Genomic DNA, 20,808 nt, shown 5'->3' on the forward strand with positions numbered 1-20,808 from the left:
ACGTATTCGGGGCGATTCTCCTGAAGAGAATGGAGTTCGTACAGCGGTGTGTTACGAAACTGGAAGGAGCTATGCAAAATAGGGGGATTTTGGGGGCAAATTTGGGGGCATTTTGAAGGAGGGACACCAAAAGGGGCACAAAAAAGACCGTGAATGTCCGTAGATGTCCGTTAAACGTTTCGGGCTAACTTATTGAAAACATAATAAGTATGTCCATTTCAATGAGTTGGGGTTTTTCTGCACACTAAAACTGCACAAACAGCTTTTCATTGAATCTCACCAAAAAAACGCTACATGCAGAATATACATAAAAACCCGTCGATATTTTCATGTCTGTGAAACGTGTTACATGGCAATCGCGCTGTTTTTTAACTTGGCGATGAGTGTTTCCGTTACGGCCAGTCCTTCCGCAATGTGCATATCAATCACATCGGTACCGAATTCGTTAATTAAATCCAGAAGTATTTCGTAAGTCTGGATGAGCTCAAGGATATCAAAGAGCGCTTTTTGATCGGGGCGCGAGGGAGAAGGATGGTTAAGCGCGGCCTGATTAGCAATCCATTCCAGATTGGTTTTGATGGCTTCTACCTGACTGTAGCTATACATATTTCATGGGCTTAAATCCTCATTTCAAGATTTTATGGGAGAGGTATCGTGAGAGCTTCACGGTGAAAAAAGAGTCTGCATGTCGCCGGGGCAGTGCTGGCTGTAGAAAGGATGGATGAAGATTTAAGTATGGGATAGTTCGCGTGCTTAGCAAGTTAATTGTTGCGCAAACGTAAAAATAAACGCGCGAAAGAGAGGGCATTGCTGCGTAATACCTTCATTTCGCGCACGTTATACTAGCCAGGTAACGGAATCAGGTTTCCCAGGCGTGCGGAGCAAACAGATAACCCTTGTTACGCACGGTTTTAATGCGGTAGGGCTCGGTAGCGTTATCCTGCAGCTTTTTGCGCAGGCGCGAAATCGCCACGTCAACGCTGCGGTCCATTCCGTCATAGCTCACGCCACGCAGGTTTTTCAGCAGCGCGTCGCGGTCCATGATTTGCCCGGCGTGCGTTGCCAGCTCCCACAGCAGGTCAAAGTCTGCGGTGGAGAGGGCGATAAGCTCGCCGGAGAGCAGCACCTGGCGGTTAATGGGGTCAATAGACAGCGTACCGAAGCGCATCGCTTTGTGCGGCGTCAGAGAGGGCGCGGGCGCTTCGCGTTCGATGCTGGCGTGCTGGCGCAAATGCAGGCGCAGGCGGGCAAGCAGGACGGCAGGCGGTGTGGTTTTCAGAATGTAGTCATTGGCGCCCATCTCCAGCGACAAAATGTGGTTCATATCGCTGTCCAGTGAGGTGAGCAGGACGATAGGGCCCTCCCAACGGGCGCGCAGGTCACGGCAGAGCGTCATGCCGTCTTTGCCTGGCAACATAATATCCAGCAGTACCAGATCCGGGTTTTCACGGACGACCACCTCTTCGGCACGATCGCCGCGAGGTTCAACAATGACGTCCATATCATGTTTACCCAGATAGGCGGCGATCAGTTGCCCGACCTCGGGTTCGTCTTCAACATAAACAATCTTATTCATACAGCGTCTGTTTTCGTAAAAAAAGCCAACATACACCGCGGAACCTTAACCTTCCATTAATCTTTCAAAATTAACGCCGGTTCCGTTATTCTGGCTCTTATTGTTATTTGATTGTTATAGGGAAAAGTATGGGGCTGGTGATCAAAGCCGCACTGGGCGCGCTGGTGGTGTTACTGATTGGCATTCTGGCAAAAACGAAAAACTACTATATTGCCGGGCTAATCCCGCTGTTCCCGACCTTTGCGCTAATTGCCCACTATATCGTGGCTTCTGAGCGGGGCACGGAAGCGTTACGCACGACTATCGTGTTTGGCATGTGGTCTATCATTCCGTATTTTCTCTACCTGCTTTCGCTGTGGTATTTCACCGGTTTTCTGCGTCTTCCCCTGGCGCTGAGCGGGGCGGTGGTCTGCTGGGGACTCAGCGCCTGGGTGTTAATTTTCTTCTGGAGCCGCTTTCACTAGCGCAGCGGGCGTCCGCCGTCCACGGCAAAGGTTCTGCCCGTCACGTAGCAGCTGGTGAGCAGGTAATCCACAAGGTCGATCACCTCTTTCTCGCCCGGCGCGATTTTCATGAGCGACTTATTCAGCGCCTGCTGGCGATACTCCGCATCATCGTTTTCGTTAAACAAAATCATCGCCGGAGCGATGGCGTTTACCTTCACCTCGGGCGCGAGCTTGCGAGCGAACGAGCGCGTCATATTATCCAGTGCGGCTTTACTGGCCGCGTAGGCGATGTGCTTGTCGCTGCCGCGCTCCACCACATAATCGGTGAAGTGAATAATGTCGCCCGCCGCGTGCCCATGGCCGCGCAGCAGATCCTGCAGAGCGTGGTTAAGCAGATAAGGCGCATTGACGTGGATCTGCAGCATGGCGGAGAGCGTTTCGCTGAGTGACGTACCGGGTTTTTCGGCACGCCATGCGCTGGCGTTATGGATCACGGCGCGCAGTCCCGTCGTGGTGGCTTTTACCTTTTCCGCGAAAGCCAGAATGCCTTCATCGGTCGAAAAATCAGCCTGAATGCAGACCGCCCCGGCTTTGCGTAACCCTTCAATCGACGGGTATTCCGTACGGTAGCTGACAATGACCGGATGGCGAAGGTTGAGAAAGTGATGGGCGAGGGCGAGGCCGATACGGCGGCCTCCACCGGTAATCAGTATTGGGCGAAGCGGTGCATTTCCCATCGTATTCTCCTTTACAGTTCAACAATGGGAAAGGCGATGCTATCCCATTAACATCCAGGTTGCCGGTAGGGCAGCAACCAGTAACAGTCCAATTAATGCCATCTCACGGCGCTTCAGCGCGTTCTCCAGCTGATGCGTGCGGCGGGCGTAGATAAAGACCAGCAGACCCGGTGCGTACAGCACTACCGACAGCAGCAGATGCATAGGCCCGGAAGCATACAACAACCACAGGCCGTAAATACAGGCTCCAACACCCACGACATAATGCGCCGGGCGTGTGGCAATTTTTAACAGATACGCACCCACTAGGAAATAGGGTACCAGAATCATCTCCGAGGCGATGGTCAGCAGGGTGTTATAGTCTGAACCTGTGAGCCAGATCAGCACCAGACAGACCTGAACGCTGATGTTGGTCAGCCAGAGCGATGCCGACGGCGCGCTGTTTTGGTTTTGACGGGCGAACAGTCGTGGAAACGCCTTGTGCGTTGCGGCCAGGAACGGCACTTCAGCCGCCATGATGGTCCAGCTAAGGTAAGCGCCGCAGACGGAGACGATCAGCCCTGCGGCAATCACCACGTCGCCCCAGGGGCCGAGCATTTTCACCATCAGGCCCGCCATTGACGGGTTACGCATTTCAGCCAGTTCAGGACGCGCCACCACGCCCAGCGACAGCAGCGTGACCAGCAGATAGACCCCCAGCGCGGCCAGAACTGCCAGCAGCGTGGCGCGGCCCACATCGCGTTTATTCCTGGCCCGGGCAGAAACCACGACCGCGCCTTCAACGCCGATGAACACCCACAGGGTAATCAGCATCGTGTTTTTCACCTGCTCCCAGACGGGCACGCCCAGCGCGATACCGGTGAAATCGAGCTTAAAGATGTCCATACGGAACGCAATAAAGGCCAGAACGATAAACAGGCCGAGCGGAACCAGTTTCGCCAGCGTCGCCACCAGGTTGATGCTGGCGGCCGTTTGTACGCCACGCAACACCAGCCAGTGGACGAACCACAGCAACACCGAGGCGCCCACAATAGACTGCCAGGTATTTCCATCGCCAAAGAGGCGCAGCTCAGGCGTATCGGTAAAGAAACTGAGCGCTGAGAAGACGATCACCAGGTAGGAGACGTTGGCGATAACGGCACATAGCCAGTATCCCCACGCGGAACAGAAGCCAATCAGCTCGCCGAAACCTTCACGCGCATAGGTGAAAATGCCGCCGTCCAGATCCGGGCGAATGCGGGTGAGCAGCAGCATCGCGAAGGCCAGCAGCAGTATGCCGACACCCGTAATGCCCCAGCCAATGATGAGCGCGGAAGGGCTGGCAACGGCCGCCATATTTTGCGGCAAACTGAATACACCCGCACCCAGCATTGAGCTTAAAACGAGTGCAGTCAGAGCACTCAGGCCAAGTTTCTTTTCCATTGGCTTCCTGTTATGAAAGGTCAAAATCCAGAATAATTATTTCGCTCAGGCGCATAAAAATGGTGGATCACACTAAGGCGCGGGATTTTACGGAGTGTAACGAATGCATGCAATGACGTGAGGCAGAAATTCAAAAAAAGTAACAAAAAAAGGCGGCATTGCGCCGCCTTTCGTCAACGATTTTGTTACTTGTACAGATCGGCGCTGATGGTCACGTTGTTACCACGTTCCTGCCACTGGCGGGTGATGTGGTAGTACTTCGCCCCTTTCTTCGCCGCACGCTTCGCGACCTGGTAAGAGACTTCCGTCATGTTGCCGTAGTTGCCGGTAAACTTGATGCTGTCGAACGGCACCATCTGCGCTGCAGTGGCGTTGTTCAGCTCTTCAATTTTGGTACCGTCAGGCAGCGTAACGGAGTAACGGCCACCTTTCGTGGACTGCGTTTCGAAGAAACGTCCCACTTCAGCGCTTGGGGCAGCCGTCGTTGCTACGCCTGGAATTTCAACTTTCTTCGCTGCTTCGCCGCCTTTCGCTATCGCCGCGCGACCTGCTTCTGAATTTGCCGGGATGGCATCCGGGCTCTGCAGAACACGTTTTTTCGCATCTTTTTTATAGATGAACGCGGTAATACGCTGGTTGCCACCCTGGTTAGCATCGACCTGACGCACGATGAAGAAAGAGTAGGCCCCTTTCTCTTTCGCGGCTTTGGTGATGGCATCGTTCACTTCAGGCTGGCTGCGATAGAAGCCCTGAACGGTGACGGTGTCGTAAGGTTCCAGCTCAATCGCCTGATCTTTCGGCAGTTCAACAACACCGTTGATCACGCGGTTTTTCGGTGCGTCAGCTTTTGGCGCATTGTCTTTGAACAGCGCGATAGTTACGCGCAGGTTACCGCTGTTGCCGTAATCGGACTGGTCAACGACATAAAACGAGGCCGCCCCGTTTTTGTCAGCGGCTTTTGATGCAGCGGCGACGGCGTCGCCAATAGAATTATAACGACCCACAATGACCGTATGGTCAAAAGGTTTTAACGCTGCCGCTTGCTCCGGCGTTAACTCTGTTGCGGCATTCGCAGACAGGGCGGTCGCGGAAAGAAGTGCGGACGCCAGGAGTGTGTTCTTAAGCTTCATAAAAATGATCCTTCGCCTTGCGCAAACCATGTACTGGTATTGTTGTTAATTTGAGACGGTCCCGATTATTGCATTTAAAACCCGTCGCTGTCTGCGCCATTTTTCACTGCCTGTGCTTACTGAATCACCGAATTCGATAACATTTAGTGATATGTTGAAAAAACACGCGTTTGACAAGTAAAACTGATAAAGCATATGACTTTTACAAGTTAATTTAATGTTAACAAGTTGTTCTCTTATGGCGCTATATCATGTTTTTACCGCTTCGCTTGCGCGATTTATCGGTTCTGGCAGTGAATTTAAGGTAAATATCACTGTCAGTGACGCCGATCGCTTATTTTTCACAGATAAAGTAAGAAATAGTGTTTTCTGGCGGTAGATCACGGGCGCTATTTTCAGTAGGTTATAGACAGTTTGTTACTGTTTTATTTTCCGGGGTTAATCATCTCTCGTCGCTCGCGCGATGGCGAAAATTGATACAAACCGCGGGCATTTATCGATAAACCATCATCAAAAACCGATGGAAGGGAAAACTATGCGTATTGGGGTACCAAAAGAACGGTTAGCCAATGAAACCCGCGTAGCGGCAACACCGAAAACGGTGGAGCAACTGCTTAAACTGGGTTTTACGGTCGCGGTTGAAAGCGGCGCGGGCAAACTGGCGAGTTTCGATGACGAGGCCTTTATCCAGGCTGGCGCGGAAGTGGTCGACGGTGCTGACGTCTGGCAGTCGCCGGTGATTCTGAAGGTCAACGCACCGGAAGAGAATGAGATTGCGCTGCTGAATCCGGGAACGACCCTGGTGAGCTTCATCTGGCCTGCGCAAAACCCGGAGCTGATGGAGAAGCTGGCGGCCCGCGGCGTGACCGTGATGGCAATGGACTCCGTGCCGCGCATTTCGCGCGCGCAGTCGCTGGATGCCTTAAGCTCCATGGCAAACATTGCCGGCTACCGCGCCATTGTTGAAGCAGCCCACGAGTTTGGTCGCTTCTTTACCGGTCAAATCACCGCCGCGGGTAAAGTCCCTCCGGCGAAAGTGATGGTGATTGGCGCAGGCGTGGCGGGCCTTGCCGCAATCGGTGCGGCAAACAGCCTGGGCGCTATCGTACGCGCCTTTGACACCCGTCCTGAAGTAAAAGAACAGGTCCAGAGTATGGGCGCCGAATTCCTTGAACTGGACTTCAAGGAAGAAGCAGGCAGCGGCGATGGTTACGCGAAGGTAATGTCCGAAGCCTTTATCAAAGCCGAAATGGAACTCTTCGCCGCTCAGGCGAAAGATGTCGACATTATTGTCACCACTGCGCTTATCCCGGGTAAACCGGCGCCGAAGCTGATCACCCGTGAGATGGTTGACTCCATGAAGCCGGGCAGCGTGATTGTCGACCTGGCCGCCCAAAACGGCGGTAACTGTGAATATACCGTTCCAAATCAGGTAACCACAACCGCTAACGGCGTGAAGGTGATCGGTTATACCGATCTGCCGGGCCGTCTGCCTACGCAGTCTTCTCAGCTCTACGGCACCAACCTCGTCAACCTGCTGAAGCTGCTTTGCAAAGAGAAAGACGGCAACGTCACCGTTGATTTCGACGATGTTGTTGTGCGCGGCGTCACGGTGGTCCGTGAAGGTGAAATTACCTGGCCTGCGCCGCCTATTCAGGTTTCTGCTCAGCCTCAGGCGGCAACGAAAGCGGCGCCTGAGCCAAAAGAACCCGCCAAACCGGCTTCTCCGTGGCGCAAATACGCGATCATGGCGCTGGTGATTATTCTGTTCGGCTGGCTGGCTGACGTCGCACCAAAAGAGTTCCTCGGCCACTTTACCGTCTTCGCGCTCTCCTGCGTCGTGGGCTACTACGTGGTGTGGAACGTCTCCCATGCGCTGCATACGCCGCTGATGTCGGTAACTAACGCCATCTCCGGGATCATCGTGGTCGGGGCGTTACTGCAGATTGGTCACGGCGGCTGGATCAGCCTCCTGAGCTTTATCGCGGTGCTGATCGCCAGTATCAATATTTTCGGTGGTTTCACCGTGACTCAGCGCATGCTGAAAATGTTTCGTAAAGGCTAAGGGGTAGCATATGTCTGGAGGATTAGTGACAGCTGCATATATTGTTGCTGCAATCCTGTTTATTTTCAGTCTGGCGGGGCTTTCCAAACACGAAACGTCTCAGCAGGGTAATAACTTTGGTATCGCCGGGATGGCGATTGCGCTGATTGCCACCATCTTCGGGCCGGATACCGGCAACGTGGCGTGGATCCTGGTAGCGATGATCATCGGCGGCGCGATTGGTATTCGCCTGGCAAAACGCGTTGAAATGACCGAGATGCCGGAGCTGGTTGCCATTCTGCACAGCTTCGTGGGTCTGGCTGCAGTGCTGGTGGGCTTCAACAGCTACCTGTATCACGAACCGGGTCTGGAACCGATTCTGGTTAACATCCACCTGACGGAAGTGTTCCTCGGTATCTTCATCGGTGCGGTGACCTTCACCGGCTCTATTGTGGCGTTCGGCAAGCTGCGCGGGAAGATCTCCTCTAAACCGCTGATGCTGCCAAACCGTCATAAGCTGAATCTGGCGGCGCTGGTGGTGTCGTTTGTACTGCTGGTGGTCTTCGTGCGTACCGAAAGCGTCGGTCTGCAGGTACTGGCGTTGCTGGTGATGACCATCATCGCGCTGGCGTTCGGCTGGCACCTTGTGGCGTCCATCGGCGGTGCGGATATGCCGGTGGTTGTCTCGATGCTGAACTCCTACTCGGGTTGGGCGGCAGCGGCGGCAGGCTTTATGCTGAGCAACGACCTGCTGATCGTCACCGGTGCGCTGGTGGGTTCTTCCGGTGCGATCCTGTCTTACATCATGTGTAAGGCGATGAACCGCTCGTTCATCAGCGTTATCGCCGGTGGTTTCGGGACCGATGGGTCTTCTTCCAGTGCGGATGAAGAAGTGGGGGAGCACCGTGAAATTTCAGCGGAAGATACCGCAGACATGCTGAAAAACTCGCACTCCGTGATCATCACTCCGGGCTACGGCATGGCGGTGGCGCAGGCGCAGTATCCGGTTGCGGAAATCACCGAGAAGCTGCGCGCGCGGGGCATCAAGGTTCGCTTTGGTATTCACCCTGTGGCAGGGCGTCTGCCAGGCCACATGAACGTACTGCTGGCGGAAGCGAAAGTGCCATACGACATCGTGCTGGAAATGGATGAGATCAACGATGATTTCGCCGACACCGACACCGTGCTGGTCATTGGCGCCAACGATACCGTTAACCCTGCTGCACAGGACGACCCGGGTAGCCCAATCGCCGGTATGCCTGTTCTGGAAGTGTGGAAGGCGCAGAACGTGATCGTCTTCAAACGCTCCATGAATACCGGCTATGCCGGGGTTCAGAACCCGCTGTTCTTCAAAGAGAACACCCACATGCTGTTCGGCGATGCTAAAGCCAGCGTGGATGCGATTCTGAAATCACTGTAAGTTGCGTTGAAACGAAAAAACCGCCGAATTCGGCGGTTTTTTTATTGCCGGGTGGCGCTGACGCTTACCCGGCCTACGGTTTTGTAGGCCCGGCAAGCCTGCGCCGCCGGGCGTCAGGCGTTAATCGTCTTCAGGATCGTCCAGCTCAACCGGCGTCTGATACTCATCCGGCTTAATGACCAGCAGGTCGCAGCGCAGATGGTCGATCACCTGTTCTGCGGTATTGCCGAGGAAGGCGGCAGAAATACCGGTTCGGCCAATGGTGCCCAGCACCACAATCCCCGCCTGCAGGTGTTCCGCCAGGTCCGGGATCACCTCTTCAGGCAGGCCTTTTTCCACGTGGGTCATTTTCTCATCGATGCTGAATTTCTGGCGCAGCGCTTTCATGGCCAGCAGATGCTGACCGCGGATCGCGTCGTTGTACACGCTCGGGTCAAATTCAGGCAGCTCAATGGCAATGTTAATCGGGGTGACCGGATAGGCGCCCACCAGATGCACTTCGGTATGATTCACCTGGTCAGCAAGCTGGATGGTCTCCTTCACCAGCTTCTCGTTCAGCGAATTGTGGTAATCCTCTTCGCTCGCGAGGTTTACCGCCACAACGGCTTTCCCGCCTTCAGGCCATGGCTGGTCTTTCACCATCCAGACCGGGCAAGGGCATTTGCGCAGCAAGTGCCAGTCGGTCGGAGTGAAGATCACGGATTCCAGCTTGTCGTGCTGGTGCGCCATCTTCAGCAGCAGGTCGTGCCCACCGGCGACAATTTCCTGGATGATGGCTTCGAAAGGTCGGTTATGCCAGACCACTTTAATATCAATGGGCACGCCCGCTTCCAGGTAATACTTCGCCTGTTCACGGATCCACGCGGTACGCTGGCTGATGACGCCCTGACGCATAGCGGTGCGCTCGTCAGGCGACAGAAGGGTGGTCATCTCATACGAGAAGTCATAGATCGGCAAAAACGCTTTGATTTTGCCACCAATCCGTTGATGTAAATACACAGCACGTCGTAATGCCGGCTGATCGTCCTGATTCGGATCGATAGCTACCAGCATGTTTTGATACTTGGCCATACAGGTCTCCTTACTACTGTCACCACAGTCTGTAATTAAAAGAGTAACCTATATATCCTGAATGAAACAGAGGGGAGGTTTTGCCAGATCAATATTTCATGAAAATTTATCAGAGGAAAAGTACCGTCGTCGTCACCGCGATAAACGCAATAAACAGCAGCACCATCACCGCTATCGCAAAGGTCGTGGAATCCTGGACGTAGGTTTTTTCTTCCCCCTTCATCGGGCCGACAAGCATGATCCAGATGAAGATAAAGGTCACAGAGGCAATCACGACTGAAACGAAAAACAAACTTTCTCTCAATTCATAACCTCAACGAGAACCTTTCGGGCGCTGTGTGGGGACGTGCTACGGTGAAAATTTCTTGAAACAGAAGTGATTATACCAGACCAATAAATCACAAGAATTTATGGTCTGGTCATCAACATGCGGAGAGTTACGCCACGTTGCGGGCGTGCCCGGCAAGAACGGCAAGCGCTTCACCGTTTTCGATAGTGATGTATTTACCTTTAACGGCCAGCATCCCGCTTTTCTGGAAACGGCCCAGCAGACGGCTGATGGTTTCCACGGTCAGACCCAGGTAGTTGCCGATATCGCCACGCGTCATCGTCAGACGGAATTCACGCGGCGAGAAGCCACGCTCGGCGAAGCGGCGGGAGAGGTTGTAGATAAACGCGGCCAGGCGCTCTTCAGCGTTCTTTTTAGAAAGCAGCAGAATCATGTCCTGATCGCCTTTGATCTCACCGCTCATCAGACGCATCATCTGCTGACGCAGGTTAGGCATCTTACCGGACAGATCGTCCAGGGTTTCAAACGGGATTTCGCAAACCATTGAGGTTTCGAGTGCCTGAGCAAAGCTCGGGTGATGGCCCGTGCCGATGGCATCAAAGCCCACCAGGTCGCCCGCCAGATGGAAGCCGGTGATCTGCTCATCACCTTGTTCGGTGATGGTGTAGCTCTTGATGGTGCCAGAACGGATAGCATAGAGCGATTTCAGTTCGTCTCCCGCTTTAAACAGCGTCTGCCCTTTCTGAATAGGCTTTTTGCGCTCGATGATATTATCAAGCTGATCGAGTTCATGCTCATTCAGGGTAAACGGGATACAGAGCTGGCTGATGCTGCAATCCTGGCAATGGATAGCACAACCGCCAGACTGAATGCGTCGTATAATTCGCTTTTCCGGGATCATAGGTTTGCTCAAGCCTTAATTGATATTGGTCAATTTTAACATCTTTTTGGTAAGTACGTAAGCCTGACAAACCCTCAATAAGGACAAGAGACGGCAACGTGTCGCCATCTTCTTGAAATTCCACAGCTTGATTATGGATTTTTAGCCTAACCGGTAGAAAATTAAGCACAAAAAGCCTGGGAGCTAGAGCAGGAGATACCCTTCGTGACGCAGCAACCACTCTTTTCGCTGCACGCCGCCGGCATAGCCTGTCATGGTGCCGTTGCGGCCAATGACGCGATGGCACGGCACCACGATGCTGACCGGGTTAGAGCCGTTGGCGGCACCCACCGCGCGTGCGGCGCCTGCGCGGCCTAGCTGTTCCGCGAGCTGGCCGTAATGCATGACCTGTCCGCAGGGAATGGACCGCAGCGCCTGCCACACTTCGCGCTGAAAAGGCGTGCCTGCCGTGGCGGTTGGCAGAGTATCAATGATGCTGAGATCGCCTTCGAAGTAGGCGGCAAGCTTGTCGCTCAGCCCGCCCGGGTTGGTGGCGCGGATACGTTCATACCCCTGCGAGCGGTAGTGAACATTGAGCAGTTCTTCCATCCGGTCGCTGTGCTCTTCCCATTCGACGGCGCGCAGGCAGAACTGCTCGTCCGCGATCACCCACAGCGGCCCGAGCGGCGTCGCAATCTTATCTTCGAGTAATCTCAGCATCCTCATTCCTTTAGTTCAGCCTCGGGTAAATCCCCGGCCCAATCGGCAGGCCGACAAGATACCATGCCACCAGCATCACCAGCCATACCCCTAAAAAGATAAGCGGGTAGGGTAGAACCAGCGAATAGTAGGTACCCAGTTTGGCCTCGGGTTTATAGCGCTGCAGGAAGCCTAAAAACAGCGGAACAAACGGCGAAACCGGCGCCAGCGGAATCACCGAGGAGTCCGCGATGCGGAACAGGATCTGGGCAAACGCAGGATGAAAACCCAGCATCATAAACATCGGTACGAAGATCGGGGCCAGAATCGACCAGATGGCGGAGCCGCTGGCGATAAACATGCACAGCAGGGATGACAGCAGCGCCAGGCCGACAAACGCCGGTACGCCGCTTAGCCCGGCCGCCTCCAGCGCGTCGGTCAGGCCCACGGCCATAAACTTGCCCATGTTGCTCCAGTTAAACATCGCCACAAACTGCGCCAGCGGGAACACCATCACGATAAATCCCGCCATCTCTTTCATCGGCTCGATCATCAGCTGCGGCAGATCGCCCTGACGGCGGATCTTACCGGTCGCGATACCGTAGGCGAGCGAAACGACAAAGAAGAAGAGGATAATCAGCGGCACGATGCCCTGAATAAACGGCGACGGCAGGACGGTATGTTTAACCGGATCGCGCAAGATGCCGTTTTCCGGCACCACCATCAGCGCCACCAGCGCGATAAAGGCCAGCGAGACAACGCCCGCCACGCGCAGGCCGAAGCGCTGCTCTTTGCTCAGGGTTTCCAGCTTTTCATCGCTACGGCCTTCCCATTTACCCAGCCGCGGCTCGATGATTTTATCGGTAATCAGCCCGCCGACAATCGTCAGGACAATCACTGAGCTCGCCATAAAGTACCAGTTGTCGATCACGCTGACGTGCATTGCCGTATCAATGGTCTTCGCCGCCTCCGTGCTGATGCCAGAGAGCAGCACGTCGGTGGTGACGATCAGCAGGTTAGCGGTAAATCCGCAGCCCACGCCCGCAATCGCCGACAGCAGGCCCGCCACGGGATGACGCCCGACGGCGAGGAAAATCAGCGCGCCCATCGGCGGCATGATCACCAGCGCGGCGTCTGAGGAGATATGGCTGAAGAAGGCGATAAACAGCACCATATAGCTGGCGTAACGCGCGCTGACGTGAGAAGCCATCTTCACCATTAATGCGGGCAGCAAGCCCACGCGTTCAGCCAGCCCGGCGCCCAGCACCAGCGCCAGAATGGCGCCCAGCGGGGCGAAGCCGCTGAAGTTTTTGATGACGTTGGGTAAAAACCAGTGCAGCCCGTCAACGCTGAGCAGGTTTTTTACCGCCACCAGGCTGCCGTCAGCCGGGCTGCGCACGCTCACGTCAAAGGCGGAGAGCACGGCGGTGGCGACCATTAAAATCACAATCAGATAGATAAACAGCAGGAAAGGGTGCGGTACTTTATTGCCGATCCTTTCAACCCAGCCATAGAGCTTACCGGATGGGGAATGCGAAGGTATGGATGACATACTCATGGGCGTTCCTCGGGAGTGTTGTGTTGTTGTGTTGTGTTTTTTTATTTTAAAGGTGACGGTGTCACGCCCTGTGGGATCGGACACACGTACGGTTTTTCTTGTATTTGTTGTTCGAACTCTTCACGGCATTTTTTCAGCAGCGCCGCGTCCTGCAGCAGATTGAGCGCGGTTGCGCCCATCACTTTTCCGGCCAGCAGCATGCCTTTGTGGGCAATGGAGGTACGGCCCTGCGCCACCAGTTGCCAGGTGTGCAGCGGCGTGCCGACGGTAAAGCAGGGGCTGAAGCACTGGGCGACCGGCATTTTCCAGCTGACGTCGCCCACGTCGGTTGAACCCGCCAGCACATTGTCGGTGATGGCATAGGGCGCGACTTCATCCACCAGCAGCGTCTCCTGATGGCGCCGGGCAAAGGCTTTACCCGCGTCTCCCCCCGTTGCGGCAATATTTTTCAGGCTGTTTTGCAGATCGTTGGGCGTCAGGGTGGCGCGGATCTCGCGGGCGAAGGCGCATTCTTCCTCCGTCCAGAGCGGCGTGCCGTAGTGCTGCAACGCGCGATACATCGCTGCTTCAAGCGTGCGGTTCGGCAGGTAGCTGGAGCAGGCTTTATCAAAGCGGCACTCGACGGTGGTTTCGGTCATCATCGCTGCGCCCTGGGCGATTTTCTCGATGCGTTCGTAGATCTGCTGCGCATCGGCCATCTCCGGGGCGCGGATCAGGTACAGCACCTCCGCCTGCGCCTGCACCACGTTGGGCGAAATCCCGCCGGTATCGGTAATGGCATAATGGACGCGCGCTTTCTCAATGATGTGTTCGTTAAGGAAGTTGGTGCCGGTGGTCATCAGCGTCACGGCGTCGAGCGCGCTGCGTCCCAGATGGGGGGAGTTGGCCGCGTGTGCCGCCACGCCGTGAAAACGCCAGGCGGCCTGAATATTTGCCAGCGTGCTGACGTTAAACATCCCGGCGTAGGCTTCCGGGTGCCAGGTGACGGCGGCATCGACGTCATCAAACAGGCCTTCGCGCACCATAAAGGTTTTCCCGGAGCCACCTTCCTCGCCGGGACAGCCATAAAAACGCACCGTTCCGCTGCCGCCGTGCTGCTCCAGCCAGCTTTTCACCGCCACCGCGCCCGCAAGCGCCGCGGTGCCTAAGAGGTTATGCCCGCAGCCGTGGCCGTTGGCTCCCGGCGTGGCGGATTGCGCCGTCGCGCAGTGCGCCTGCTGGCTTAGCCCGGCCAGCGCGTCGTATTCGCCCAGCAGGGCGATGACCGGTTTCCCGCTGCCGAAGCTGGCGATAAAGGCATTTGGAATACCGCCGGCCTCGCGCGTCAGCGTGAAGCCCTCGGCCTCAAGCTCGCTGGCGAGCCGCTCGGCGGACCAGAACTCTTCAAAGCGGGTTTCAGGACGATCCCAGATCGCGTCGGCAATATCGGTTAACGTCCGACATCGCATGTCGATCGCATCGGCAATAAAAGCGTAGTTCTCCTGCATTACACACCTCGCGTCCACGGGAAATTGAGCGCAGTTCGCGCCAGCGTTTCAATGGCAATCGCCATGACCTGCTCATCGAAGTCGAATTTTTCGTTGTGATGTCCGGCGCTCAAATCCGTGCCGAACACCATATAGGACGCCATGCCGCCGTTCTCCTGCACGCGGGCCATCATCAGCGTGGCGTCTTCGGAACCCGCTGGCGCTTTCACCTTGTCGATGGCGTGAATAACCCCGGAAACCTGGCTCGCCTGTTCGCGCAGGTAATCAACCCACGCCGGTGTCGGCGCGCTGGACGTCGCGGCACCCATCAGGCGCATCTCGGCGCTCACGCCGTAGAGCGCCGCTGCGCCGGTAATAACCGCCTGCGCGCGTTCAAAGACGTACTGATTAATCGCTTCGCTTTCACCGCGGGTTTCAACCTTTATCAGGGCATTGGCGGGCACTACGTTGCGTCCGCTGCCCGCCTGCATCACCCCGACGTTTACCCGGGAGGCGCCGTCGCTGTGCGGGGCGATGCTGTGCAGGGCGAGGGCGGCCTGCGCGGCGGCGAGCAGGGCGTTACGTCCGTCCTCCGGCTTACCGCCCGCGTGTGCGGCAACGCCGGTAAAGTTCACGTCGAACTTGGTGGTGGCCATAAAGTTATCGCTGCCGCAAATCACCGTTCCGGCAGGGACGCCGGTACCAATATGGATGGCCGTAAAATAGTCCACGTCGTCCAGCGCCCCGGCGGCAACCATGGCGCGCGCGCCGCGGGTGCCTTCTTCGGCTGGCTGGAAGATCAGCTTGATGGTGCCGTTGAGCTGTGCGTCATTCTGCTTAAGCACCTGCGCCAGCCCCAGACCAATAGCGGTGTGGCCGTCGTGCGCGCAGGCGTGCATCATGCCCGCGTTGCAGGAGGCAAACCCGTCGCGGAACGGGCGATGGCTTTCATCCAGCGCTTCGCTTAAATCAAGGGCATCCATGTCGACGCGAAACGCCAGGGTCGGTCCAGGGCGGCCGGTATTGAGGGTCGCCACAATGCCGGTAAACCCGCCTTCAAACGGCGCCAGCCATTTCTCAGGCGCGCCCTGCGCCCGCGCGCGGGCAAACTCCTGCGCCAGGGTAGCGGCATCGGGCAGCCCCATCCGGCTTTCGGCATCGACGACGTCGCGGCCCATTGCCAGTTCGTAACCCAGCGAATCGAGGATTTCCGCGACTTTCGCGGCCGTTCGAAACTCTACCCAGCCGGATTCCGCAAAATGGTGAAAATCGCGACGCCATGCGCTCAGCTGCGGGGATAATGTCTGGATGTACTGCGCCAGTGTGTCCATATCTGTTCCTGTCATCATTAAAATATGTGAACTGCTTCACGCTGTGATAGTTTTTACTTATCACTAACCGATTTTTCACAGTTTTAACCGTTCAGTAATTACCCTCGCACATCCCTTTCCATTAAAGTAGATGACAGTTTCTTTACTCTGATAAACAACGGTTATCGGTCGGGCTATGACATTCCAGATTAAATTTCATCAAATCCGGGCGTTTGTTGAGGTTGCGCGTCAGGGCAGCATTCGCGGTGCCAGCAGGACGCTGAATCTTTCCCAGCCGGCGCTGACCAAATCCATCAAAGAGCTGGAGGAGGGCATGGCGGCGCAGCTTTTCGTGCGCAGGAGTAAAGGCGTCGCGTTGACCGAATGCGGTGAGGGTTTTTACCAGCGCGCCAGGTTGATTCTGGAAGAGCTGCGCGCGGCGCAGGATGACATCCGTCAGCGGCAGGGGGAACTGGCCGGGCAGATCAACATCGGAATGGGGGCCAGCGTTTCACGCACGTTGATGCCCGCCGTTATTACCCGCTTTCATGCGCAGCATCCGCAGGTCAAGGTGAGGATTATGGAAGGGCAGCTGGTGTCGATGATCAATGAATTACGCCAGGGCGAACTGGACTTCACCATCAACACCTATTATCAGGGGCCTTACGACCAGGAATTTACGTTTGAAAAGCTCTTCGAAAAACCGTTTGCGGTATTTTGTCGGGAGGGGCATCCGGCAATGGGGGCAACGTCAATTAATGAACTCCTGCATTATAACTGGACAATGCCGACGCCGCGGGGAAGTTATTATAAGCAATTAGAAGAGGTATTTAGCGATCGTTCGCAAATACCGCGAATTGGTGTGGTTTGCGAAACATTTTCTTCCTGTATTAGCCTGGTCGCGCAAAGTGATTTTTTAAGCATATTGCCGCAGGAGCTGGGCTGTGACCCGCTGCTGGCGCACCGTCTGGTCATGCTGCCGGTTGTAGAATCGCTTCCTAAAGCAACATATTATTTAATTCAGCGCCGTGATTCACGTCAGACGCCCCTTGCTGAGTCATTAATTACGCAGTTCAGAAGGGAAGCGAGAAAAATAATCGTCGCGTGAAATGCAGATTAAAAAAACAGGATCTGCCCGACATCAGACAGACCCTATAGTACACACAGCAGTGCGTCCTTTCGCCAATCCTGGGTATTATTTCCATGAGGCAGGTATATTTAGGTATAACACCTTTCCCGAAAAATGAAAGGCTGGCGAGTGATTGATTTCACGAAATTTTAACATAAATCACGTATTTTACCTTTGCTGAAATTTTAGTTAAGTCTTATTTAAATCTATTTAATAATTACTATATATATTCATCAGGTTAATATTATTGCCGCGCATTGCCCCGTAACGGTGATTGAGGCCGGTCTCTGGCGCAGGTATAGTACAGTCCTCAGATGCAGCCGGAGGATGTCCATGAACCCTGACGACAAATCATTTTTTCTTGACGCCATGGAAGATGTCCAGCCCCTGAAGCGCTGCGCGGATATTCACTGGCAGCCCAGCCGCAATACGCGGACGCGCGAGGAGGTGGATAGCGAACAGCTGGATAACTTCCTGACGCTGGATTTTCTTGACATGCTTCCCCTGGAAGAACCGCTGGCGTTCCAGCGCGAAGGGGTACAGCAGGGCGTTATCGATAAGCTGCGCTCGGGGAAATATGCCCGCCAGGCCAGCTTAAACCTCCTGCGTCAGCCCGCCGAACGCTGCCGTCAGATGCTCTATTCTTTTATTCGCCAGGCCGGACGCGACGGGTTACGCAATCTGATCATCATTCACGGGAAAGGGCGCGAGCAGAACTCGCATCCCAACGTGGTGCGCAGCTATCTGGCGCGCTGGTTAACGGAGTTCGAGGAAGTGCAGGCCTTCTGCGTGGCGCTGCCGCATCACGGCGGCAGCGGGGCATGTTATGTTTCACTGCGAAAATCAGATGAGGCAAAACGGGATAACTGGGAGCGGCACGCCAAGCGCAGCCGCTAGCGGGCGATCTTCTCGCCCGCCTGAGACTTAGAACGTTTCCCAGTTGCTGTCGGTGGAGGCGGTTGTCGTTGCCGGACGCAGCAGCTGTGGCGTTTTCAGACTGGCGGGGCGTGGGGCGACCGCTTTTTCTTTGCCGTTCAGACGAAACGCCGCTACCGCCTGGCGCAGCTGCTCGGACTGATCTTCCAGTGCCGCAGCCGCCGTGGCGGACTCCTGCACCAGCGCGGCGTTTTGCTGCGTCACGCTGTCCATCTGCGAAACGGCCAGGCTCACCTGCTCAATACCGCGGCTCTGCTCGTCAGAGGCTGATGAAATCTCACCCATGATATCAGTCACGCGGGTGACGGCGGCGACAATTTCCTTCATGGTGGTGCCAGCCTCGCTAACCTGCTCAGAACCGGTATTCACCCGGCTGACGGAGTTCTCGATAAGCCCTTTGATCTCTTTCGCCGCCTGCGCGCTGCGGCTCGCCAGCGTACGGACTTCACCTGCAACAACCGCAAAACCACGGCCCTGTTCCCCGGCGCGTGCCGCTTCCACCGCGGCGTTAAGCGCCAGAATGTTGGTCTGGAACGCGATGCTGTCGATCACGCCGGTAATATGCGCAATTTGCTGCGAACTGTCGGCGATTTCGTTCATGGTGCGAACCACGTTATCCACGACGTGACCGCCGCGCGCGGCCGTTTCAGAGGCGTTTTTCGCCAGCAGCGTGGCCTGACGGGCGTTATCGGAGTTCTGCTTAACCGTCGCGGTCAGCTCTTCCATGCTGGCGGCGGTCTCTTCGAGCGAGGCGGCCTGCTGCTCGGTGCGGGCGGAAAGATCGTTGCTCCCTGCGGCAATTTCGCCTGCGCCGGTGTAGATGGAATCCGTACTTCCCCGTACGGCGCTGACGGTGGTCACCAGCGACTGTTGCATCTCATGCAGGCCCGCGGCCAGCTGGCCCATCTCATTGCGACCGGAGATAGCGATCTCCTGCGTCAGGTCGCCCCCTGCAATGGCGCGAATATGGTTCATAATGGAGTGGAGGGGTTTTAACAGCAGGTGCTGTAAACCCTGCCAGATGACCACCAGAACCGCGATAACGGCCAGCAGAATCGTTGCCAGCGTCCACTGCATCTGCGTGAAGCTGCTCTGGTTCTCTTCGGTTGCGGCCTTCAGCAGGGTGTTGTTTTCGGCGCGCCAGCGGTTATAGACCGCTTCCATCTCGTCCTGCGCCTGCTGGGCATCCAGATCGCCATAGGCCTGGTAGTTGTCGGCACGCAGATACTCAATCGATAAGCGCATCACTTCGTGCATCTGGTTCCAGGACTTCTGCATCTCGTCGGTTAATGTTGCCTCCTGGCCGTTAACCTGCGGCAGCTTCTGCCACTCTTTGTTATAGGCTTCGGCTTTTGCCAGCGAGTCGGCTGCGGTGCCAAGCAGCTTATTGATCGCCGCAAGGGAAGCCGGGTCGCGCTGGTTTTTCAGGTAGCGGATCGCCACGCGGGTGACGGTGACGCGCGTTTTCACCAGCGTGTTCACGCTGTCGCTCAGGCTTTCCTGCTGGGCATTGAGCACGCCGGAATTCTGGAAGTTATGGCGATCGTTGCTGACGGCAGAGTAGAACAACCCTCCCGTGACAACTTGCAGCAGACAGAATATGGTGAGGGCAAAGATAATACCGGTAATCACGTGCAGGTTTTTCAGCATAGCGGTCGTCCGTTAGAGAAGATGCAGGGTTACTTCATTACTATCGTCGTAGAGAATTTAAACTTTAATTAACTCGCGCTTAACTAAAGGTTCTTTGAGGGAACCTGTTGTAAATCCGGATCATTTTTATGAGGAAGGTTAACATGAGCAGCATTGATAAAAGCGGGACGTACGCGCTCGGGACGCGGACGGTAAAACGACTGGGCTACGGTGCGATGCAGCTCGCCGGGCCGGGCGTCTTTGGTCCACCGAAGGATAAGCAGGCCGCGCTGGACGTGCTGCGCGAAGCGGTGGCGGCGGGGGTGAACCACATTGATACCAGTGATTTTTATGGTCCTCATGTCACTAACCAGCTGATCCGCGAGGCGCTTCACCCTTATCGGGACGATCTAACGCTCGTCACCAAGATTGGCGCCCGTCGCAACGACAAAGGTGCCTGGCTGCCGGCCTTTTCCGCGCAGGAACTGACCCAGGCGGTGCATGACAACCTGCGTAATCTGCAGCTGGACGTGCTGGACGTGGTGAATCTGCGGATCATGTTTAGCGCACACGGGCCGGCGGAAGGGTCAATTGCTGAACCGCTCTCCACCCTGGCCGAATTACAGCAGCAGGGGCTGGTGCGTCATATTGGCCTGAGCAACGTCACGGCCACCCAGGTTGCGGAAGCCCAGAAAATGGTTCCGGTGGTGTGCGTGCAGAACATGTACAACATTGTGAACCGGGGTGACGACGCGCTGGTGGATCTGCTGGCGCAGCAGGGGATCGCGTATGTGCCGTTCTTCCCATTGGGAGGCTTTACGCCACTGCAATCTTCCGGGCTGAAGGCCGTCGCGGATTCACTGGGCGCAACGCCAATGCAGGTTGCGCTGGCATGGCTGCTGCAGCGTTCCCCGAATATTCTGCTGATCCCAGGCACCTCTTCCGTAGCGCATCTGCGGCAAAACCTCGCGGCGGGGGAGCTGCGTTTGCCGCCTGAAGCACTGGAAACGCTGAATTCGCTGAGGGATTAAAAGTGACACGCGCAAAGCCTGGAGGGTGCTTCCGG

Annotated in this window: 19 protein-coding genes; 6 read left to right on the forward strand and 13 right to left on the reverse strand. The window is 55.8% G+C overall.

From position 1 onward, the window contains the following. Window positions 1-345: 345 nt before the first annotated feature. Window positions 346-606, reverse strand: coding sequence for a hypothetical protein (locus NWV12_RS09850; RefSeq protein WP_048980408.1), 261 nt, complete (start codon window positions 604-606; stop codon window positions 346-348). Window positions 607-859: 253 nt separating this feature from the next. After that, window positions 860-1,576, reverse strand: a complete 717-nt coding sequence (gene rstA, locus NWV12_RS09855) for a two-component system response regulator RstA (RefSeq protein ID WP_021241154.1) — start codon at window positions 1,574-1,576, stop codon at window positions 860-862. A 128-nt stretch (window positions 1,577-1,704) separates the two neighbouring features. Between rstA and NWV12_RS09860 the strand changes: the two genes are divergently transcribed. After that, the gene (locus NWV12_RS09860) at window positions 1,705-2,040 is read left to right on the forward strand and encodes a GlpM family protein (protein ID WP_028017326.1); all 336 of its coding nucleotides are present in this window, start codon (window positions 1,705-1,707) and stop codon (window positions 2,038-2,040) included. Here NWV12_RS09860 and folM read toward each other — a convergent pair. The 3 genes from folM to ydgH form a co-directional block, all read right to left on the reverse strand. Then, window positions 2,037-2,759, reverse strand: coding sequence for a dihydromonapterin reductase (gene folM / locus NWV12_RS09865; RefSeq protein ID WP_033145346.1), 723 nt, complete (start codon window positions 2,757-2,759; stop codon window positions 2,037-2,039). The genes NWV12_RS09860 and folM overlap by 4 nt on opposite strands. 39 nt (window positions 2,760-2,798) lie before the next feature. Continuing rightward, a complete protein-coding gene (locus NWV12_RS09870; RefSeq protein WP_048980409.1) occupies window positions 2,799-4,181 on the reverse strand; it encodes an amino acid permease in 1,383 nt (460 codons plus the stop codon). A 185-nt stretch (window positions 4,182-4,366) separates the two neighbouring features. Next, window positions 4,367-5,311, reverse strand: coding sequence for a DUF1471 family protein YdgH (ydgH, locus tag NWV12_RS09875; protein WP_033145347.1), 945 nt, complete (start codon window positions 5,309-5,311; stop codon window positions 4,367-4,369). 535 nt (window positions 5,312-5,846) lie between these two features. Between ydgH and pntA the strand changes: the two genes are divergently transcribed. Together pntA and pntB are read left to right on the forward strand one after the other, a co-directional pair. Next, window positions 5,847-7,376, forward strand: a complete 1,530-nt coding sequence (gene pntA, locus NWV12_RS09880; protein ID WP_048980411.1) for a Re/Si-specific NAD(P)(+) transhydrogenase subunit alpha — start codon at window positions 5,847-5,849, stop codon at window positions 7,374-7,376. 10 nt (window positions 7,377-7,386) lie between these two features. Next, a complete protein-coding gene (pntB, locus tag NWV12_RS09885) occupies window positions 7,387-8,775 on the forward strand; it encodes a Re/Si-specific NAD(P)(+) transhydrogenase subunit beta (protein WP_024909329.1) in 1,389 nt (462 codons plus the stop codon). A 120-nt stretch (window positions 8,776-8,895) separates the two neighbouring features. On the opposite strand, the gene uspE is transcribed toward pntB, so the two are convergent. The 7 genes from uspE to NWV12_RS09920 form a co-directional block, all read right to left on the reverse strand. Next, entirely contained in the window at window positions 8,896-9,846 is a 951-nt protein-coding gene (uspE, locus tag NWV12_RS09890; RefSeq protein ID WP_023335478.1) for a universal stress protein UspE, read from the reverse strand. Between the two features lie 109 nt (window positions 9,847-9,955). Then, window positions 9,956-10,138 carry a hypothetical protein gene (locus NWV12_RS09895; protein WP_014883604.1) on the reverse strand — a complete coding sequence of 61 codons (183 nt, stop codon included), beginning with the start codon at window positions 10,136-10,138 and terminating at the stop codon, window positions 9,956-9,958. A gap of 145 nt (window positions 10,139-10,283) precedes the next feature. Continuing rightward, window positions 10,284-11,036: a fumarate/nitrate reduction transcriptional regulator Fnr gene (fnr, locus tag NWV12_RS09900; RefSeq protein WP_006174991.1), complete on the reverse strand. Its 753-nt coding sequence runs from the start codon at window positions 11,034-11,036 to the stop codon at window positions 10,284-10,286. 183 nt (window positions 11,037-11,219) lie between these two features. After that, entirely contained in the window at window positions 11,220-11,735 is a 516-nt protein-coding gene (ogt, locus tag NWV12_RS09905; RefSeq protein ID WP_039262722.1) for a methylated-DNA--[protein]-cysteine S-methyltransferase, read from the reverse strand. 10 nt (window positions 11,736-11,745) lie between these two features. Continuing rightward, entirely contained in the window at window positions 11,746-13,272 is a 1,527-nt protein-coding gene (abgT, locus tag NWV12_RS09910; RefSeq protein WP_048980415.1) for a p-aminobenzoyl-glutamate transporter, read from the reverse strand. Between the two features lie 41 nt (window positions 13,273-13,313). Continuing rightward, window positions 13,314-14,759 (reverse strand): M20 family metallopeptidase, encoded by a 1,446-nt coding sequence (locus NWV12_RS09915; protein ID WP_048980416.1) that lies wholly within the window; start codon window positions 14,757-14,759, stop codon window positions 13,314-13,316. Then, window positions 14,759-16,069 carry a M20 family metallo-hydrolase gene (locus NWV12_RS09920; protein ID WP_048980417.1) on the reverse strand — a complete coding sequence of 437 codons (1,311 nt, stop codon included), beginning with the start codon at window positions 16,067-16,069 and terminating at the stop codon, window positions 14,759-14,761. The genes NWV12_RS09915 and NWV12_RS09920 overlap by 1 nt, the downstream gene beginning before the upstream one ends. A gap of 175 nt (window positions 16,070-16,244) precedes the next feature. On the opposite strand from NWV12_RS09920, the gene NWV12_RS09925 reads away from it, so the two are divergent. Next, on the forward strand, window positions 16,245-17,156 hold the full coding sequence (locus NWV12_RS09925; protein WP_048980433.1) for a LysR family transcriptional regulator: 912 nt from the start codon (window positions 16,245-16,247) through the stop codon (window positions 17,154-17,156). Window positions 17,157-17,510: 354 nt separating this feature from the next. Next, complete coding sequence (gene smrA, locus NWV12_RS09930; protein WP_047061681.1) at window positions 17,511-18,074, forward strand: DNA endonuclease SmrA; 564 nt, start codon at window positions 17,511-17,513, stop codon at window positions 18,072-18,074. Window positions 18,075-18,101: 27 nt separating this feature from the next. Here smrA and NWV12_RS09935 read toward each other — a convergent pair whose 3' ends face one another. Continuing rightward, the gene (locus NWV12_RS09935) at window positions 18,102-19,763 is read right to left on the reverse strand and encodes a methyl-accepting chemotaxis protein (protein ID WP_048980435.1); all 1,662 of its coding nucleotides are present in this window, start codon (window positions 19,761-19,763) and stop codon (window positions 18,102-18,104) included. A 143-nt stretch (window positions 19,764-19,906) separates the two neighbouring features. Between NWV12_RS09935 and NWV12_RS09940 the strand changes: the two genes are divergently transcribed. Further along, window positions 19,907-20,773 carry an aldo/keto reductase family oxidoreductase gene (locus NWV12_RS09940; RefSeq protein WP_048976938.1) on the forward strand — a complete coding sequence of 289 codons (867 nt, stop codon included), beginning with the start codon at window positions 19,907-19,909 and terminating at the stop codon, window positions 20,771-20,773. The last annotated feature ends 35 nt before the right edge of the window (window positions 20,774-20,808 follow it).

Source organism: Enterobacter sp. Crenshaw (genome assembly GCF_024734705.1).
GTDB classification, from domain to species: Bacteria; Pseudomonadota; Gammaproteobacteria; order Enterobacterales; family Enterobacteriaceae; genus Enterobacter; species Enterobacter asburiae_B.

Coding starts and splice junctions, on each gene's coding strand:
- NWV12_RS09850 (WP_048980408.1), bottom strand. CDS start 606: ATGTATAGCTACAGTCAGGTAGAAGCCATCAAAACCAATCTGGAATGG.
- rstA (WP_021241154.1), bottom strand. CDS start 1,576: ATGAATAAGATTGTTTATGTTGAAGACGAACCCGAGGTCGGGCAACTG.
- NWV12_RS09860 (WP_028017326.1), top strand. CDS start 1,705: ATGGGGCTGGTGATCAAAGCCGCACTGGGCGCGCTGGTGGTGTTACTG.
- folM (WP_033145346.1), bottom strand. CDS start 2,759: ATGGGAAATGCACCGCTTCGCCCAATACTGATTACCGGTGGAGGCCGC.
- NWV12_RS09870 (WP_048980409.1), bottom strand. CDS start 4,181: ATGGAAAAGAAACTTGGCCTGAGTGCTCTGACTGCACTCGTTTTAAGC.
- ydgH (WP_033145347.1), bottom strand. CDS start 5,311: ATGAAGCTTAAGAACACACTCCTGGCGTCCGCACTTCTTTCCGCGACC.
- pntA (WP_048980411.1), top strand. CDS start 5,847: ATGCGTATTGGGGTACCAAAAGAACGGTTAGCCAATGAAACCCGCGTA.
- pntB (WP_024909329.1), top strand. CDS start 7,387: ATGTCTGGAGGATTAGTGACAGCTGCATATATTGTTGCTGCAATCCTG.
- uspE (WP_023335478.1), bottom strand. CDS start 9,846: ATGGCCAAGTATCAAAACATGCTGGTAGCTATCGATCCGAATCAGGAC.
- fnr (WP_006174991.1), bottom strand. CDS start 11,036: ATGATCCCGGAAAAGCGAATTATACGACGCATTCAGTCTGGCGGTTGT.
- ogt (WP_039262722.1), bottom strand. CDS start 11,735: ATGCTGAGATTACTCGAAGATAAGATTGCGACGCCGCTCGGGCCGCTG.
- abgT (WP_048980415.1), bottom strand. CDS start 13,272: ATGAGTATGTCATCCATACCTTCGCATTCCCCATCCGGTAAGCTCTAT.
- NWV12_RS09915 (WP_048980416.1), bottom strand. CDS start 14,759: ATGCAGGAGAACTACGCTTTTATTGCCGATGCGATCGACATGCGATGT.
- NWV12_RS09920 (WP_048980417.1), bottom strand. CDS start 16,069: ATGGACACACTGGCGCAGTACATCCAGACATTATCCCCGCAGCTGAGC.
- NWV12_RS09925 (WP_048980433.1), top strand. CDS start 16,245: ATGACATTCCAGATTAAATTTCATCAAATCCGGGCGTTTGTTGAGGTT.
- smrA (WP_047061681.1), top strand. CDS start 17,511: ATGAACCCTGACGACAAATCATTTTTTCTTGACGCCATGGAAGATGTC.
- NWV12_RS09935 (WP_048980435.1), bottom strand. CDS start 19,763: ATGCTGAAAAACCTGCACGTGATTACCGGTATTATCTTTGCCCTCACC.
- NWV12_RS09940 (WP_048976938.1), top strand. CDS start 19,907: ATGAGCAGCATTGATAAAAGCGGGACGTACGCGCTCGGGACGCGGACG.